This window comes from Streptomyces canarius (genome assembly GCF_014650735.1).
GTDB lineage: Bacteria > Actinomycetota > Actinomycetes > Streptomycetales > Streptomycetaceae > Streptomyces > Streptomyces olivaceoviridis.
Genome location: NZ_BMVN01000055.1, coordinates 10,198 through 28,796, shown reverse-complemented (window position 1 = coordinate 28,796; position 18,599 = coordinate 10,198). Strand labels below are relative to the sequence as shown.

Below are 18,599 nucleotides of genomic sequence, written 5' to 3'. Positions count from 1 at the left end.
TCCCTTTCGATCGAAGTCAGTCAAGCAGCTACTGCTGAATGTTGACATAATGCTATGTTCACTGACGTGAGTAACCTGATGTCAGGTGTGAATGATGAGCCCATAGCTGTCATCGGTATCGCCTGTCGGATGCCGCAGGCACCGGACGCCCGCCGGTTCTGGCACCTGCTGGACGAGGGCCGGGACGCGGTGGTTCGAGTCCCGGCGGCGCGCCGTCCCGCCGTCGGGGCGCAGTTCGCCGCACTGCTGGGCGACCTGGCGGATTTCGACCCTGATCTCTTCGGGATCTCGCCGCGCGAGGCGGCCGCCATGGACCCGCGGCAACGACTCATGCTCGAACTGTCCTGGGAGGCCCTGGAGGACGCGCGCACCCCGCCCGCGGTCCTGCGCCGTGGTCCGGCCGGCGTGTTCGTCGGCGCCATGGCCGGTCCGTCGCCCGTCACCGGCCCCGGCGGTAGCGGTGTCACCGCCCACACCCTGGCGGGGACGAGTCACGCCATGCTGGCCAACCGCGTCTCCCACGCCCTGGGGCTGCGCGGCCCCAGTTTCACCGTGGACTCCGGCCAGTCCTCCTCGCTGGTCGCCGTACACCTCGCCTGTGAGAGCCTGCGGCGCGGCGAGTCGCACACCGCGGTGGCCGCCGGCGTCAACCTGCTTCTGAGCGAGACCGGCGCACTCGGCACACAGCGCTTCGGTGCCCTGTCGCCGGACGGGCGCTGCTACACCTTCGACGCCCGGGCCAACGGGTACGTCCGCGGCGAGGGCGGCGCGGCCGTGGTCCTCAAACCGCTGTCCCGCGCACTCGCCGACGGGGACCGCGTCCACTGCGTGGTGCTGGGCGGGGCGGTCAACAACGACGGCGCCGACGAGGACCTGACCACCCCGAGCCGCGCGGCGCAGGAGGAGGTCCTGCGCGACGCCTGGCAGCGCAGCGGCGTCCGTCCGGAGCAACTGTCGTACGTCGAACTGCACGGCAGCGGCACCCGGGCCGGCGACCCGGTCGAGGCGCGCGCCCTCGGCGCGGCACTGGGCTCCCACCGGACCGACCCGCTGGCGGTGGGCTCGGTCAAGACCAACATCGGCCACTTGGAGGGCGCCGCGGGCATCGCGGGACTGGCCAAGGTGGCGCTCGCCCTCCGGCACGGGCGACTCCCCGCCTCCCTGAACTTCGCCGCGGCACACCCGGACATCCCGCTGGCCGAGCTGGGGCTGAGCGTGCGGCGGGAGGGCGGGGCCTGGCCACGGGGAGCCGGTCCCCGCGTCGCCGGCGTGTCCTCCTTCGGTATGGGCGGCACCAACTGCCACCTGGTGCTCGCCGAAGCGCCGCGGGCGCGGCGGCGCGCCGACGGGGTGCCGCACACCTGGGTGCTGTCGGGGGCGACGCCCGGAGCGCTGCGTGCCCAGGCGGCCCGGCTGCGCGGCCACCTGGAGGCGGCCGGTCCGCTCCCGCCGGCCGCCGTCGCCCGGACCCTGGCGACCGGGCGGGCGCACCTGGCCCACCGGGCCGCCGTCGTCGGCCGGGACTCCGCCGGACTCACCGCGGGTCTCGACGCCCTGACCGGCGGCCGGGCCAGTGGTGACTTCGTGCTGGGCACCGCGTTCCGCCCTGCCCGTACGGCCCTGTTGCTGCGGGCCGGTGTGTCCCTGGAAGCGGCCGAGGTGCGCGCTCTGCTCGCCGCCGAACCGGCGTTCGCCGCCGCCGTCGCCCGCTGTGACCGGGCCCTCGCCGCCGTCACCGGCCGGTCGGTTCGGACCGGCCTGCTCTCCCCCTCGGGGGTCCACGACCCCTCGGGCCTCCACGACGAAGAGGCCGCGTTCACCCTGACGATGGCGCTCGGCACACTGTGGCAGGCACGCGGCCTGCGCGTCGACGCGGTCCTGGGCGAGGACGGGGCGGAACTCGCCGCCGCGTGTCTGACGGGGTACCTTTCGCTGCCGGAAGCGGTACGGCTTCTGGTCACGGACCGGTCCGCGGCCGCGCCCCCGAAACGGGCCCGCAGACGCGGGCGGACAAGCGCGCTGTACTCGTCGGTGACGGGCGCCGCCGTGGTGGGGGACCGGCTGGCCCCTGACCACTGGAGCCGGCGCCCGGCGCCCGGCGGATGGGCGGGTGCCGTGCACGCGCTGCGGGAAGCGGGGCACGACCTGTTCGTGACGGTCGGCCCGCCACCGACCACCGCGGGGACGGGGCCGGTCGCCGTCCCGAGCGGACACGGCGACACCGGACACCTCCTCGTACCAGAGGGCACCGACGCAGCGGTCCCGGACACCGCCGTACGGCTGGTGTCCACCTTCGACGGGCACGACGACTGCGTGACCCGGTTCCACCGCGCCCTGGCCACCGCGCACGCGCTGGGCGCCGACATCGACTGGTCGGGGCACTTCACCGGTGGGCCCGCGCCCGCGGACCTGCCGTCGTACGCCTTCCAGCGGCGCTCGTACGCGGTCGCGGACGGGCGGGAAGCGGCCGAGCGGGAGGCGGCCGAGCGGGCGGACACCGGTGCGGCGCCGGTCCCAGACCCCACCCGCACGACGTCCGAAGCGTCCACCGGTCCGGCCACCGGGACACCGGCCACCGACCGGGAACGGACGGGCAGCGGGGTTCCCGTCCCCACAGGCGCGGGTTCGGGGGAACCCGGCGACGCCGACGCCCTCACCACTGCGTCCGGGAGGGCCGTCGCCGTCACCACCGCTCCCGCCGGCGTACCCACGCCCCCCGGCGAGCGGGAGGCCCGGCGGCTCGTACGGGAACTGACGGCGCGGGTGCTCGGGCATGACGGTGCCGGGGACATCGATCCCGCACGGCCCTTCCGCGACCTCGGCCTCGACTCGTCGCTGTCCCTGGAACTGTGCCGGCGGCTCAGCACCGCCACGGGAATCACGGTCACGGCAGCGGCACTGTTCGACCATCCGACCCCGGCCGCGCTCGGCGCCCGTCTCGCCCGCGCCGACAGTACCGGCGGGCCCCACCCGCCGGGCACCGTGCGCGCGGCCGGCACCGCGAACACCGCACCGCGCGGCGACGAGCCGGTCGCCGTGGTGGCCATGTCCTGCCGGTTCCCCGGTGGCATCGCCTCACCGGAGGACCTGTGGCAGGCCCTGGCCGAGGGCCGGGACACCGCCGGTCCGCTGCCCGCCGGCCGGGGCTGGCCCGCGGGGCCGGGCGGGCTGGGGCCGGCCGGCGTCCGCGAAGGCGGGTTCCTGCACGACGCCGACCGGTTCGACGCGGACTTCTTCGGCATCGGTCCGCGCGAGGCCGACGCGCTCGACCCGCAGCAGCGGATCCTGCTGGAGCTGGCCTGGGAGACGTTCGAACGCGCCGGACTGGACCCCACCGGACTGCGCGGCGAACGCGTGGGAGTGTTCATCGGCGGCACCGGCCACGAGTACGGCCCCCGTACCGCGGACGGTTCCCCCGGGCACGACGGCTACCTCTTCACCGGCACCACCCCGGCGCTGCTCTCCGGCCGGATCGCCTACGTCCTCGGCCTGGAGGGCCCCGCCCTCACGATCGACACCGCCTGCTCCTCCTCGCTGGTCGCCCTGCACCAGGCGGCGCAGGCCCTGCGGCTCGGCGAGTGCCGGCTCGCCCTGGCGGGCGGGGTCACCGTCATGGGCGCGCCCGGCGTCATCACCGAACTCGGCCGCAGGCAGGCGCTGGCACCCGACGGCCGGTGCAAGGCGTTCTCGGCCGACGCCGACGGCACCGCCTTCGGCGAGGGCGCGGGGCTGGTGCTGTTGGAGCCCCTGTCCGAGGCCCGGCGCCACGGTCACCCCGTCCTCGCGGTCGTCTGCGGCAGCGCCGTCAACTCCGACGGTGCCAGCAACGGACTGGCGGCACCCAGCGGCCGTGCGCAGCGGCGGGTGATCCGTCAGGCGCTCGACGCCGCCGGACTCGGTCCGGGCGGCGTGGACGCGGTCGAGGCGCACGGCACCGGCACGGCCCTCGGAGACCCTGTCGAGGCCGGCGCGCTCCTCGCCGTCTACGGCAGGGACCGCGACCCGGTCCACCCGCTGTGGCTCGGTTCGGTCAAGTCGAACCTGGGCCACACCCAGGCGGCGGCCGGCGTCGCCGGGGTCATCAAGGTCGTCGAGGCGCTGCGCCACCGGGAGCTGCCCGCGACCCTGCACGTGACGGAACCGACGCGCGAGGTGGACTGGGGCGGCGGCCCGGTACGGCTGCTGACCCGTGCCCGGCCGTGGCCCGACCGGGACCGGCCGCGCCGGGCGGGAGTGTCGTCGTTCGGCATCAGCGGCACCAACGCCCACCTGATCCTCGCGGAGCCTCCACCCCTCCCGCCCGCGCCGGACGCGGGTGAGCCGGACGCCCAGCCGGCCGGGGCCGGTACGCGGGAGCCGGGCGGCCCGGACCCGGCGGGCGTGCCCCGCCCGGCTCCCGCGCTGTGGCTGCTGTCCGCCCACACGCCCGCCGCGCTGCGCGCGCAAGCCCGCGCCTTGGCCCAGTACACCGTGGACCATCCCGAGGCCGACGTAGGGCAGGTCGCGCACGCCCTCGGCACCGGCCGGGCCCATTTGTCCCATCGGGCGGCGGTGTGGGGCCGTGAAGCGGAGGAACTGCGTACCGGCTTGCGTGCGGTGGCGGACCGTACGCCCCACGCCCGTGGTGAGAGCGGGACCGCCGGCGGTCATGACGGGGTGGCCCTGGTCTTTCCCGGACAGGGCGGCGAGTGGCCCGGCATGGCACGCGCCCTGTACGCGGAGTCGCCCGCGTTCGCCCGGCGGCTGCGTACGGCCGTCGAGGCGCTCGCCGCCCACAGCGACCTGACCCTGCGGCACCTCCTGGGCGACGAGTCCGGCACGATGCTCGGCCGGGTCGATCTGGTGCAGCCCGCGCTGTTCGCCGTGTCGGTGTCGGTAGCCGGGCTGTGGAGCGACCACGGCGTGCCGGTCACCGCCGTCGTCGGGCACTCGCAGGGGGAGATCGCCGCCGCCCACATCGCCGGGGCCCTGAGCCTGGAGGAGGCGGCGCGGATCGTGGCGGTGCGGGCCCGCGTCCTGGCCGAGCCGGCGCCGGACACCGGCGGCATGGCGTCCGTGGCTCTCGGCGAGCAGGAGGTGCGCGCGCATCTCGCCGCCCGGGGCTGCGAAGCCCGCGTGGCGGTCGTCAACGGACCGCGTGCCACCGTACTGGCCGGCGACCGGACCGAACTGCGCGCGCTGGTGGCCGAGTGGGAGGCGCGCGGCACGCCCGCCCGGCTGCTGGGCGTCGGCTACGCCAGCCACTCCCCGTGGATGGAGCGGCTGCGGGAGAAGCTGACCGCGGCCCTGTCCGGGCCCGCCCCCGCCGGGACGACGGTGCCCTTCTACTCGGCCACCACCGGTGCCCGCTGCCCCGGCACCGCCCTCGACGCCGGCTACTGGTTCCGCAATCTGCGCGAGCCGGTCCGGCTCGACCGGGCGGTGCGCGCCATGCTGGCCGACGGTCACCGGCTGTTCGTGGAGGTGGGACCCCACCCGGTGCTCGGGGACGCGGTCGAGCAGATCGCCGAGGAGACGGGCGCGGAGGTCACCGTCCTGCCGTCGCTGCGCCGGGACGGCGCGGACGTGGACCACTTCACCCGCGCGATCGCCCGCGCGTGGACGGCCGGCGCACCGGTCGACGGGCACCGGCTCGTGCCGGCGCCGTCCGGTCCGCCGCCCGTCCCACTGCCGACGTACCCGTTCCAGCGGCGGCGCCACTGGCTGGCGCCCGCCGCGCGCCCGGCGGCGGCTGCGGGCGGCCACGGCCTGTTCGGCACGCCCGTCGATGTGGCCGGCTCCGGCACCACCGTGCTCACGGCTGAACTGTCCCTCGCCTCCCATCCCTGGCTGGCCGGTCACACCGTGGCCGGCCGCGTCCTCCTGCCGGCCTCGGCGTACGCCGAGGCGGCCCTGTGGGCCGGCCGGCGGGCCGGGACGCCCCTGCTGCGCGACCTGGTCATCGACACGCCGGTAGTCCTGCCGGAGACCGGCGCTGTCACCATGCAGGCGGTGCTCGGCGACGAGGATGACGGCCGGCGCACCGTCACCCTGTCCTCCCGCCCGGCCGGGCCGCGACACGCTGGTGCGTGGACCGTCCACGCCACGGGCGTCCTGACGGCCGATCCGGCACCGCGGTCCGGCGACGGCGCGTCCTCCTGGGCGCCGCCCGGGGAGCCGGAGGCCCCTGACGGGTGGTACGAGGACCTGCTCGCCGCCGGTTACGCCTACGACGGGCCGTTTCGCGCCCTGGCCGGAGTGTGGCCGGCCGGGGACGAGGACGGCGGCCTCTCCTTCGCGGCGGCCCGCCTGCCCGACGCGTACGCGGTCGCCGGGTTCGCACTGCATCCGGCCCTGCTGGACGCCGTACTGCAACCGCTGCTGCGCGGCGCGGGCGGAGCGGACGGGGACCTGCTGTTGCCGTACTCCTTCAAAGACGTCCGCGTCCTGGCTGCGGAGGCCCGCGATCTGCGGGTGCGGGCCGTCGCGCTGGGTCCTGGCACCCACCGGGTGCTGGCCACCGACACCTCTGGGACGCCGGTGCTGGAGATCGGCGAGGTGACGTTGCGTCCCGCGCCCCGGTCCGGAGCAGGCGACCGGGACCTGTACCGCCTGCTGTGGCGCGAGACGGCCGGGCCGGGGACCCGCGGCGCGGACGCGGACGACGACGTCCTGGAGATGGTGCACTGTGACGGCACAGGCGGCGCCGACCCGGCCGCCGCCGCGCACGAGACGGCCCGGTCCGCGCTGGCCGCCGTGCGCGCCTGGCGGGCGCGGGGCGAACGTGGACGGCTACTGATCAGCACCCGCCGGGCCGTGGCCGTCGCGGACGGGGAACCGGTCCTCGATCCCGGGGCCGCGGCAGTGTGGGGGCTGCTGCGGTGCGTCCAGCGCGAGCATCCCGGCCGGCTGGTGCTGGTGGACCTGGACGAGCCGGCCCCCTCCACCGACGCGCTGTCCGCTTCCGGTACGGGTACGGGTGGTGCCGGTGACGGGAACGCCGGCACCGACGCCGATGGCGGCGGACACACGGCCGGCGGCGGTGACGAGCCGGTGGACCCGGCCGACCGCACCGCGCTGCGGGCCGCCGCGGCCTGCGGCGCGGACCAGGTCGCGGTGCGCCGCGGGCGGCTGTTCACGCCGTGTCTGACCCTCCTCACCGTCACGGAGCCGGTGGTGCCGGCTCCCGAGCCGCCGACGCCCGCCCCGGAGCACGCCACGGCACCGGCACCCGCACCGGCCACCCCGCCCGGCAGCCCGGGGTACGCGCCCGAACGTGTTCCGGGCCGGGCCAGGGAACCGCGGGCGTCGGACCCGGCCGGGGCCTCCGCGCCGGAGCCGCCCGCCCCGGGCCCGGCCGGTGGCCCCGGCCGGGGTCACGCCGTTCCCGGCACACCCGACCGGAACGGCACCGTTGTGATCACCGGGGGCACCGGGACGCTCGGCGCGCTGGTGGCCCGGCACCTGCGCGCACGGGGCTTCCGGCACCTGCTGCTGCTCAGCCGCCAGGGCCCCGCGGCGCCCGGCGCCCAACGGTTGCCGGCCGAGCTGGGGCCCGGCGCACGAATCGTCGCGTGCGACGCGGCCGACCGGGACGCCCTCGGCGCGGTCCTGGCCGGCATACCCGCCGCGCACCCGCTGACCGCGGTCGTGCACGCGGCAGGCGTCCTCGACGACGCGACGATGACGACCCTCACCACGCGGCAGCTGCGCACCGTCCTGCGGGCCAAGGCGGACAGCGCCTGGCACCTGCACACGCTCACCCGCGCGGCGCGGCCCGCCGCGTTCGTGCTCTTCTCCTCCGTCGTCGGCACCCTCGGCGCCGAGGGCCAGGCCAACTACGGCGCGGCCAACGCCTTCCTCGACGCGCTGGCGGTGCTGCGGCGCGCCGAAGGGCTGCCCGCCACCTCGGTGGCGTGGGGACTGTGGGAGCGCGAGAGCGCCATGACCCGCGCCATGGGGCACGCGGGCCGTGCCCGCTTCGGGCGCCGTGGCATCGCCCCGCTCACCGACGAGGACGGACTGCGGGTGCTGGACGCCGTGCTGGCCGGCGGCCTTCCCGCGCACGTGATCGGGGCCCGTCTGGACCCGGTGCGGGCGCAGGCACCGGAGCGCCTCGCCGCGGAACCGGCGGACGAGAACTGGCGGGAATGCCTGCGGGACCTGCCCGAGGACCGCCGCCGGGCCACCGCGCTCGCTCTGGTCCGCCGCCTGACGGCCGAGGTCCTGGGGCACGAGGACCCCGCCGCCGTGGAGCCCGGCCGCGCCTTTCGCGACCTCGGGCTGGACTCGCTCACCGCCACGGAGCTGCGGCGCCGACTCGGCGCGGCGACCGGCCTGCGGCTGCGGACCACGGTGGTGTTCGACCACCCCACCGCCGCCGCTCTGGCCGGCCATCTGGTGTCGGCGGCCCTGTCCGGCCGGGAGTCTCCCCGCCACGGGGCGGCCGACGGGACCGGCGCGTCAGCGGTGGGTCCGGCCGGGCGGGGAGCCGGTGAGCCGATCGCCGTCGTGGCGATGGCCTGCCGCTTCCCGGGCGCGGTGCGCTCGCCGGAGGACCTGTGGCGCGTGGTCACGGACGGCGTCGATACGCTCACGCCCCTGCCCGCGGACCGGGGCTGGCCCCGGACCGCCCTGGCGACCGCGCGCGGCGGTTTCCTGTCCGACGCCGACCGCTTCGACGCCGCCTTCTTCGGCGTCTCGACGCGGGAGGCCCTCGCGATGGACCCGCAGCAGCGGCTGCTGCTGGAGGTCGGCTGGGAGACGCTGGAACGCGCCGGCCTCGTCCCCGCCGACCTGCGGGGCAGCAGGACAGGGGTGTTCACCGGCGTCATGGCCCAGGAGTACGGGCCCCGGCTCGCGGACGCCGGGGAGAGCGGCGGGCACCTGCTGACCGGCACCTCCGCGAGCGTGGCGTCAGGACGGCTCGCCTACACCTTCGGGTTCGAGGGCCCCGCCATCACGGTGGACACCGCCTGCTCCTCCTCCCTGGTCGCCCTGCACCTGGCCGCCCAGTCCCTGCGGTCGGGCGAGTGCGACCTGGCGCTGGCCGGCGGTGCCACCGTCATGGCCACACCCGGCGTGCTCGCCGAGTTCACCCGGCAGGGCGGGCTCGCCCCCGACGGGCGCTGCAAGTCCTTCGCCGACGCCGCCGACGGCACCGGATTCGCCGAGGGCGCGGGCCTGGTGCTGCTGGAACGCCTCAGTGACGCCGTCGCCGCCGGACATCCCGTGCTGGCCGTGATCCGGGGCAGCGCCGTCAACTCCGACGGCGGGGGCAACGGGCTGACCGCCCCGCACGGCGCGGCCCAGGAACGCGTGATCCGGCAGGCCCTGGCCGCGGCCGGGCTCGGACCGCACGAGGTGGACGCCGTCGAGGCACACGGCACCGGCACGGTCCTGGGCGATCCGATCGAGGCGTCCGCCCTGATCTCCGCCTACGGCGGTGACCGCCGCGCGCCGCTGTGGATCGGCTCGGTGAAGTCCGTCCTCGGGCACACCCAGGCCGCCGCGGGTGTGGCCGGTGTCATCAAGACGGTGCAGGCGCTGCGGCACGGCGTGCTGCCGCGCACCCTGCACGTGGACCGGCCCACCGGCAAGGTCGACTGGGACGGCGGCGGGGTCGCGGTCCTCACGGAGTCCCGGCCCTGGCCGAGGTCCTCGGCGCCGCGCCGGGCCGGTGTGTCGGCCTTCGGCATCAGCGGCACCAACGCCCACCTCATCCTGGAGGAACCGCCGGCTCCCGGCGGCTCGGCCGACGCGGTGGCCGGGCGGGCCGCCCCGCACCGCGCCGGAACCGGGAAAGTGGACGAGCGGCCGCTGCCCTGGCTGTTGTCCGCCCGGGACGAGACCGCCCTGCGCGAGCAGGCCGCGCGGCTGGCTCGCCACCTGGCCGCCGCGCCCGGCACACCGCCCGCCGACGTGGCACGCACGCTGGCCGGTCACCGGTCCCGCTTCGCCGTACGGGCCGCGGTGGTCGCCGCCGGCCGCGACCTGCTCGTCGAAGGACTGGAGGCCTTGGCGGCGGGACGTACCACGCCTGCGGTGGTGCGCGCCCCCGCGGCCGAGCCCGGCGGCACGGCCGTCCTGTTCACCGGCCAGGGCAGCCAGCGGCTCGGCATGGGGCGGGAACTGTACGCGGCGTTCCCCGCGTTCGCGGCGGCCTTCGACGAGGTCTGCGATCTCCTCGATCCGGGTCTGGACCGCCCGCTGCGCGAAGTCATGTGGCGGGACGAGGCGGCGCTGAACCGCACCCGGTACACCCAGCCGGCGCTGTTCGCGCTGGAGACGGCCCTGTTCCGGCTGCTGAGCGGTTGGGGGCTGCGGCCCGACCGTCTCATCGGCCACTCCGTCGGCGAGATCGCCGCGGCGCACGCCGCAGGCGTGCTCGGCCTGGCGGACGCCTGCGCGCTGGTGTGCGCCCGCGGCCGTCTGGTGGAGGAGCGCTCGCCGGCCGGTGCCATGCTCGCGGTGTTCGCCGCCGAGCACGAGGTCGTGCCCTTCCTCGCCAGGCGCGCCGTCTGGATCGCCGCCGTCAACGGCGACCGCTCGCTCACGGTTTCCGGGGAGCCGGCGGCCGTCGAGGAACTGGCCGCCGCCCTGGCCGCGGCCGGCGTACGGGCGGTCCGTCTGCCGGGCGACCGGGCCTTCCACTCGCCGTTGCTGAAGGAGGCCGTCGGCGACTTCCACCGGGTGCTGGCCGGCCTGGAGTTCCGGCCGGCCACGGTTCCGGTCGTCTCCACGCTGACCGGCCGCCCGGCCACCGCCGACGAACTGTCCTCGCCCGGTTACTGGACCCGGCAACTGCTCGGCCCGGTGAGGTTCCTGGAGGCGTCCCGCGCCCTCGCCGCCGAGGGCGTGACCGTCCTCATGGAGGCCGGTCCGGACTCCACCCTGAGCCGGATGGTGCCGGACGCCGTCACCGTGCCGCTGCTGGGCGGGACCGGCACCGAGCCGCACCGCCTGGCCTCGGCACTGGCGCGCGCCCACTGCGCCGGCGCGTCCCTGGACTGGGCGGCCGTACTGCCGGGCCGGCTCACGGATCTGCCGACGTACCCCTTCGGGGGTACCCGCTTCTGGCTGACGGACGGAGCGGCGGGGCCCGACGTCGCCGAGGACCGGCCGGCCCCGCTCCATCGGGAACGGCCGGAGACGCACGCAGACCCGCGACCCGCCGGTACGGCCACGGGGCACGCCGATGCGCCCGGCACACGCCCTGAGCTCTCCGATGCGCCCGGAACGCACCCCGGGCTGTCGGCCACGCCCCGCACGAGTCCCGGAAAACCCGGCGGGCGTCCTGATTCGCCCGTCACGGCCTCCACCCCGTGCACGGCCGCACCCGGTACACCCGGTCCCGCCCGCTACCACGTCGTCTGGCACCGTCGGACCGCCGGACCGGCGGGGGTCCCCGCGGACACCGGTCCCTCGGACACCGGTGAAGACACCACGCGGACGGCCGTCCGCGGCCACTGGGCCCTGCTCGTACCGGACGGGACGGAGGGAAGGACCCCATCGGCGGACCCGTCGGCCGAATCCCCGGCCGCGGACCTGGCCCCGGCTCTGTCCGAGGCGCTCGCGGACGCCGGCGCGCGGATCACCCGGCTCACCGTCACGGGGCACACGGAGCGGGCCGGGCTGGCCGCGCGATTGCGCGAGGCCGGGCCGCTGGACGGTGTACTGTCCTTGCTCGCCCTGGACGCGCGGGCCCATCCGGTACTCCCGGATCTGCGCGCGGGTACGGCCGCTACCCTCCTGCTGCTGGGAGCGGCCGGTGACGCCGCGCCCGGGACACCGTTGTGGCTGCTCACCCGCGGCGCCGTCGGCACGGGCGGGGACCCGGTGACCTCTCCGGCGCAGGCGGCGGTGTGGGGGCTGGTGCGAGCCGCGGCGCTGGAGGATCGGGCCCGGCGCCACGTGCTGGTCGACCTGCCGGCCGTGACCGACCGCGCGACCGTCGGCCGGCTGGTGCGGGTGCTGGACCACGCCGGCCCGGAGGAGGCGCTGGCCCTGCGCGCGGACGGTCTCCACGTACGCCGGCTCGCCGTCGCACCACCACCCGCCGCGGTCCGCGGCTGGCGGCCGCGCGGCACCGCGTTGGTGACCGGCGGAGCGGGGGCGCTCGGCGGTCGCACCGCCGAGTGGCTGGTCCGCCACGGCACCCGGCATGTCGTCCTGCTCAGCCGCCGTGGTCCGGGCGCCCCCGGCGCCACGGAGCTGACCCGGCGGTTGCTCTCCGCCGGTGCCACGGTCTCCCATGTCGCCTGCGACGTGAGCGACCGCGCGGCTCTCACCGCGGCGTGGGAGCGGGCCGAGGCGGAACACGGCCCGATCCGCACCGTGGTGCACGCCGCCGGGGTGGACCACCGGGCCCCGGTGGCCGGCACCGGCGCCAGTGAGCTGGCGGCGGCGCTGGCGGCCAAGGCGACCGGGGCCGTTCTGCTGGACGAACTCGCCGGTGACGCCGTGGACGCGTTCGTCGTCTTCTCGTCGGCCGCCGGGGTGTGGGGCGGGGTGGAACAGGGCGCCTACGCGGCTGCCAACGCCTGCGCCGACGCCGTGGCCGAGCGTCGGTTCCAGCGTGGTCTTCCCGCCACCTCGGTGGCCTGGGGCCCCTGGTCCGGCGGCGGCATGGCGCGGGAGGAGCGGCTGGCCGACCGGCTGCTGCGCGGCGGCCTGCGCCTCCTCGCACCGGACGCGGCCCTCGCGGCGATGCGGGAGGCCGTCGAGGACGGGCGGCCCACCGTGACCGTGGCCGATGTCGACTGGCCCCGCTTCGCCGCCGTCCTGCGGGCGGCCGGGCCCCGGCCGTTGCTGGACCTGGTCGTGCCGTCGGCCGCCGTCCGCGACGGCCGGCGGCCGACGGGGCCGCTCCCGCGGCGAACGGCAAAGACACCGGCACGCATGCGTGATCTGGTCGTCGCACAAGTCGCGGCGGTCACCGGCCATCCGGTGGCCGGGATCGATCCGGCCCTCCCGTTCCACGCGCTGGGTGTGGACTCGCTCCTCGCCGTCGACCTGCGTGACCGGCTGACCGCCGAGACCGGCGCACCCCTGCCGGCCACGCTGGTCTACGACCACCCCACCCCGGACGCCGTCGCCCGCCTGCTGGCGGACGCGCCTGCGCCCACGCGCTCCGACGGGTACGCCGCCGGGGAGGGGGGCGCTCCGGCGGACCACGACACCGACGCGTGCCGCACGACGTCCGCCACCGGCCTCACGGAAGACACGGAAGGCGCGAAGGACACCGACGGCGCACGAGCCGGGAACGACGCCCCGAGTACGACCGGCTCCCCCACGGCGACCGGCATCCCCGCCACGGACGGCACCCCGGCGCACGAGGAGCGGACGAGGACCGGCGCCCTGACGGCGGGCGGCGGCCGGGCAGCGGACGAGGACCCGGCCGGGGACCACGGCCGCGGCGGAGCGGACGGCCGTGTACGGGACACCTGCCGCACCGACGCCGAGGACCGCGTCGAGGCGGAGGACAGCGGAACCGGCGGCCACCGTGACACCGCCGGCGCGGGCGATGGCGGCGTGGAGCCCATCGCGATCGTCGGCATGGCCTGTCGTCTACCGGGCGGCGCGCACTCGCCGGACGAGTTGTGGCAGTTGCTGGCGCGGGGCGAGGACGTCATCGGGCCCTTCCCCACCGACCGCGGCTGGGACCTCGCCGCCCTCCACTCCCCCGTCGCCCCGCTCGGCGCGGACGCCGGCGTGCCGGCACCCGGGCGCAGCTACGTACGCGAGGGTGGCTTCCTGGCGGACGCGGCGGGCTTCGACGCGGAGTTCTTCGGGATCACCCCGCGCGAGGCACGGGCGATGGACCCGCAACAGCGGATCCTCCTGGAAGTCGCCTGGGAGGCCCTGGAGCACGGCGGGATCGACCCGGCGGCCCTGCGCGGCACATCGACGGGTGTCTTCGTCGGCGCCTGGACGCAGGACTACGACGCGGAAGGAGCCGTATCCGGCACTTCGGGCCACCACGTCACCGGCACCGCCTCCAGTGTCGTCTCCGGACGGGTGGCGTACACGCTCGGACTGCACGGGCCGGCCCTCACCGTCGACACCGCCTGTTCTTCCTCGCTGGTCGCCGTCCACCTGGCGAGCCAGGCCCTGCGCGCGCGGGAATGCTCGTTGGCCCTGGCCGGCGGGGTCACCGTGATGGCGGGGCCGGGCCCCTTCCAGGAGTTCAGCCGGCAGCGCGGACTCGCACCGGACGGCCGGTGCAAGCCGTTCGCGGCCGCCGCCGACGGCACCGGGTGGAGCGAGGGCGCCGGGCTCCTCGTCCTCGAACGGCTGTCGGACGCCGTGCGCGCCGGACACCGGGTACTGGCCCTGCTGCGCGGCAGCGCCGTCAACTCCGACGGCGCCAGCAACGGCCTGACCGCGCCCAACGGGCCCGCTCAGGAGCGGGTCGTCCGTCAGGCCCTGGCCATGGCCGCGCTCGTCCCCGGGGATGTCGACGCCGTCGAGGCGCACGGCACCGGGACCACACTCGGGGACCCCGTCGAGGCCCGCGCCCTGCACGCGGTCTACGGCGAACGTCACCCGGGCGGCGAGCCGCTGCTCATCGGCTCGGCCAAGTCCAACCTGGGCCACACCCAGGCCGCCGCCGGCGTGACCGGGATCATCAAGATGGTGCAGGCCATGCGGAACGGCGTACTGCCGCGCACCCTGCACGTGGACCGGCCCACGCCGTACGTCGACTGGGACGAGCGGCGGGTACGGCTGCTGACCGCGACGACGCCGTGGCCGCAGACCGGGCGGCCCCGCCGGGCCGGTGTGTCGGCGTTCGGGCTCAGCGGCACCAACGCCCACGTCGTCCTCGAACAAGCCCCGGTACACACATCGGGACCCGTACCGGCCGTCGCGCCGGGCGCGCTCGTCGTGTGGCCGCTTTCCGCCCGTTCCGACGCGGCGCTGCGCGTGGCGGCCCGGGCCCTGGCCGCGCGGGAGCCGGCCCCGCCGGCCGCGGTCGCGCACGCGCTCGCCACCACCCGGCACGTGTTCGAGGAGCGGGCGGCCGTGGTCGCGCGCACCCCCGAGGAGTTCACGGCGGCGCTGGAGCGCTTGGCGGACGGGGCCGACGACCCCCGCCTGGTGCGTGGGCGGGCGCGGGGCCGGCAGCGCCTCGGACTGCTGCTGCCCGGTGAGTCGCACCGGCCGGACGCCGGCCGTGAACTCGCGAGGGCGCACCCGGTGTTCGCGGCGGCGTGGCGGGAGGAGGCCGGTCGCCTGGGGCTGCCCCCCGACGCGTCGGCGGGCGGGGACCCCGCCGCCCGGGCCTTCGCGTTCGCCGTGGCGCTCGCCCGGACGCTCGCCCGGCACGGCGTGCGCCCCTCCTTCGTCGGGGGCCGCGGGCCGGGACGCGTCGCCGCCGCCCGGCTGGCGGGAGTGCTGACCCCCGAGGGCGCCGCCGCCCTGGTCACCGCCGGCGACCGGATCGCCGAGGTGGTGGCGGGGCTGGAGTTCCGGCCGCCCGGGCTGCCGGTGGTGTCGGAGGTGACCGGTGAGGAGGTGGGGCCGCACGTCCTGCGCTCGGCCACGTACTGGACAGCGCGGGAACCGCGTGCCCCGCACGCCCCGGCGGACTCGCCCGCGCTGCTGCTGGGCGAGGGGCCATGGACTTCCGTGGCACGCGCGGACGGCGGGGCCGGCGAGCAGGGCCGGGTCGTCCTGGTCCGGCCCGGCCGGACGGAACCGGACGCGCTGGCGTGGGCCCTCGCCGAGGCCTACGCGGCCGGGGTCGCGGTGGCCTGGTACCCCGGCTACGGACCCTCCGCGCGGGAGCTGCCCCTCTACCCGTTCCAGCACACCCGGTTCTGGGCCGGGGACGCCACGGCGCCGGCCGGGCATCCGCTGCTGGAGTCGTCGTACACACAGGAGGACGGCACGGTGGTGCACACCGGCCGTGTGTCCGTCACCGCCCAGCCGTGGATCGCCGACCACCAGGTGCTGGGGCGGACCGTGGTGCCGGGCACCACCTGGCTGGAACTGTGCGCCTGGGCGGGAGGCCGGGCCGGCTGCCCGCACGTCGCCGAGCTGACCCATCACGCACCACTGGTCCTCGCCGGGGACGCCTATGCGCGCATCGAACTGCGGCTGGGCCCGGAGAGCTCCGGCAGCCGGGCGGTGACCCTGGTGCACCACGGGGACAGCCCCGCCGGGGCGACCGTGCTGGCGCGGGGCGCGCTCACCACCGGCTCCGGCACCGCCTGGGCCCCCTGGACCGGAGCGCAGGCGTGGCCGCCACCGGGCGCGGTCGAGGTCCCGGCCGACGCCTTCTACGACGCTCACGCCGCCCTGGGCGCTTATCGCTGGGGGCCCTCTTTCCGTTCACTGGTCCGCTGCTGGCGCCGCGGGGAGGAACTGTTCGCGGAGCTTCGCGCCCAGCCCGGCGTGTACGGGGCCGCGACCGGGGTCCACCCGGTGCTGCTGGACGGGGCGCTGCACGCCCTCGGGCTCGACGGCGTCCCGGAACGGCTGACACCGCTGCTGGGCGGTTCCGGGCCCGAGGCGCGGCTGCTGCCGCACATCCCGTTCGTGTGGCGCGGGTTCACGATCCACCGGCCGGCGTCCGGCGTCCTGCGCGTGGCCTTGCGCCCCCATGACGGCGGGGAGATGAGCGTGGACATCGCCGACGGCCGGGGGGAGCCGGTCGCGTCCGTGGAGGCGCTGCTCCTCCTGCCGATCTCCCGGGATCGCCTCCTGTCCCGGTCCGCCGGCGGCGTGACGCACGGCTCGGTCGCGCCCTCGCCGCCGCCCTCCGGATCGCACCTCCCGGCACGCCCCGACGAAGACGCACGGCACGATCCGGCCGTACCCTCACCACGATCCGCTCCGTCCGCGCGCACCCGAGGGGTGCCGCACGACCCGGCCGGACCCTCGCCGCGGCCGCCCGTCGACGGCCTGCTGCACCGGCCGGGCTGGGTGCCGCTCCCGCGCCCCGCGGCGGGCGTTCCCGAGCCGGTCACCGTGTGCGGCCCCGACCCCGCACGGGCACTGGGCGCTGTGCCAGCCGGTCCCGGGGCCGTGGTGGTGGAGCTGCCGGTTCCCGAGGGCCCCGGTCCGCGGGCCGTGCACTCCGTGACCCGTACGGCGCTGGAGATCGTACGGATCTGGCTGGCGCGGCCGGAGCCCGACGACGCCCATCTGGTGGTCGTCACGCGGGGCGCGGTGGCCGTGCCTCCGGCCGGGACGGCGGACCCGGCGCACGCCGCCTGCTGGGGGCTGCTCGCCTCGGTCCAGTCCGAGCATCCGGGCAGGTTCACGGTGGTGGACGTGGATGGCACCGAGGTGTCCCGGGCGGTGCTGCCGGCCGCGGTGGCGGACTCGCGTGCGGTGGGCCGGTCCCGGCTGGCACTGCGCGCCGGGGCCGTCTTCGGAGAGGCCGTGGTGCCGCTTCCCGCGCCGGCGCTCCCCGTCGTGCCTTCCCTGGATCCGGACGGGACGGTCCTGATCACCGGGGGCGACGGTGCGCTCGCCGCGGTGTTCGCCCGGCACTTGGTCACCGCCCACGGCGCCCGGCACCTGCTGCTGGCCGGCCGGCGCGGCGCGGACCCCCGCGGACTGGTGGCCGAGCTCGGCGCGCTCGGTGCCCGGGTCACCGTGGCGGTCTGCGACGTCACGGACCCGGACGCACTGGCCCGGCTGGTCGCGGGTGTACCGGCGTACCGTCCGCTGACGGCGGTGCTGCACACCGCGGGGACGCTCGGCGACGCGGTCGTCACGGCGCTGAGCCCGGAGCGGCTGACCCGGGTACTGCGTCCCAAGGTCGATGCCGCGTGGACGCTGCACGAGCTGACGCGGGACCGGCCGCCGGCGATGTTCGTGCTGTTCTCCTCTGCGGCGGGCATCCTGGGAACCGCCGGGCAGGCCGCCTACGCCGCCGCCAACCGGTCACTGGACGCGTTGGCCCGGCACCGGCGTTCCCTCGGGCTGCCGGCGGTATCGCTGGCGTGGGGGCTGTGGGAACCGGTGGCAGGCATGGGGGCCGCGCTGGGCGACGCGGACCTGGCCCGCATCCGGCGCGGCGGCATGTTGCCCATCACCGCCGAAGAGGGCGTGGTGCTCTTCGACGCGGCGCTGGCGGCCGGGGACCCGGTCCTGTTGCCGGGTCGGCTGACCGGTGACCGGCGGCCATCCACCGTCACCGCCCCGGAGACGGGAGCGCGCGAGAACGCCCGGGCGGAACCGCGTCGGGGAGCGGAACTGCTGGATCTGGTCCTGGACGCGGTCGCGGAGATCACCGGTCACCGCCGGGGCTTCCTCGACCCCGGCCGGCAGTTCCACGCCCTGGGACTGGACTCGCTGATGACGGTCGAGCTGCGCAACCGGCTGTCCGGGGCGACGGGTCTGTCCCTGCCGGCCGCACTCGCGTTCAGCCACCCCACACCGGCGGCGGTCGCCGGCCATCTGGAGCGGTTGCTGGCACCCGGCCAGGAGCCGGAACCGTCCGGTCACGGAGGGGGCGGCCACTCGGAAGCACGGCCGTCCAGCGGGGAGGACGACGCCGATCTGGCGGAGTTGACCGCGGACGAACTGGTCGTCCTGGCGTTGAGCGAGTCCTACGACGACCTGTGACGGCTTCCGCGATGCGGGCCGGCCGGGTCATGGCCCGG

Annotated in this window: 1 protein-coding gene; it reads left to right on the top strand. The window is 77.0% G+C overall.

What is annotated here, in order from left to right; all coding sequences use genetic code 11:
- The first annotated feature begins 54 nt into the window (after positions 1-54).
- Positions 55-18,561, top strand: coding sequence for an SDR family NAD(P)-dependent oxidoreductase (locus tag IE294_RS49180; RefSeq protein ID WP_306433518.1), 18,507 nt, complete (start codon positions 55-57; stop codon positions 18,559-18,561).
- Positions 18,562-18,599 lie beyond the last annotated feature (38 nt).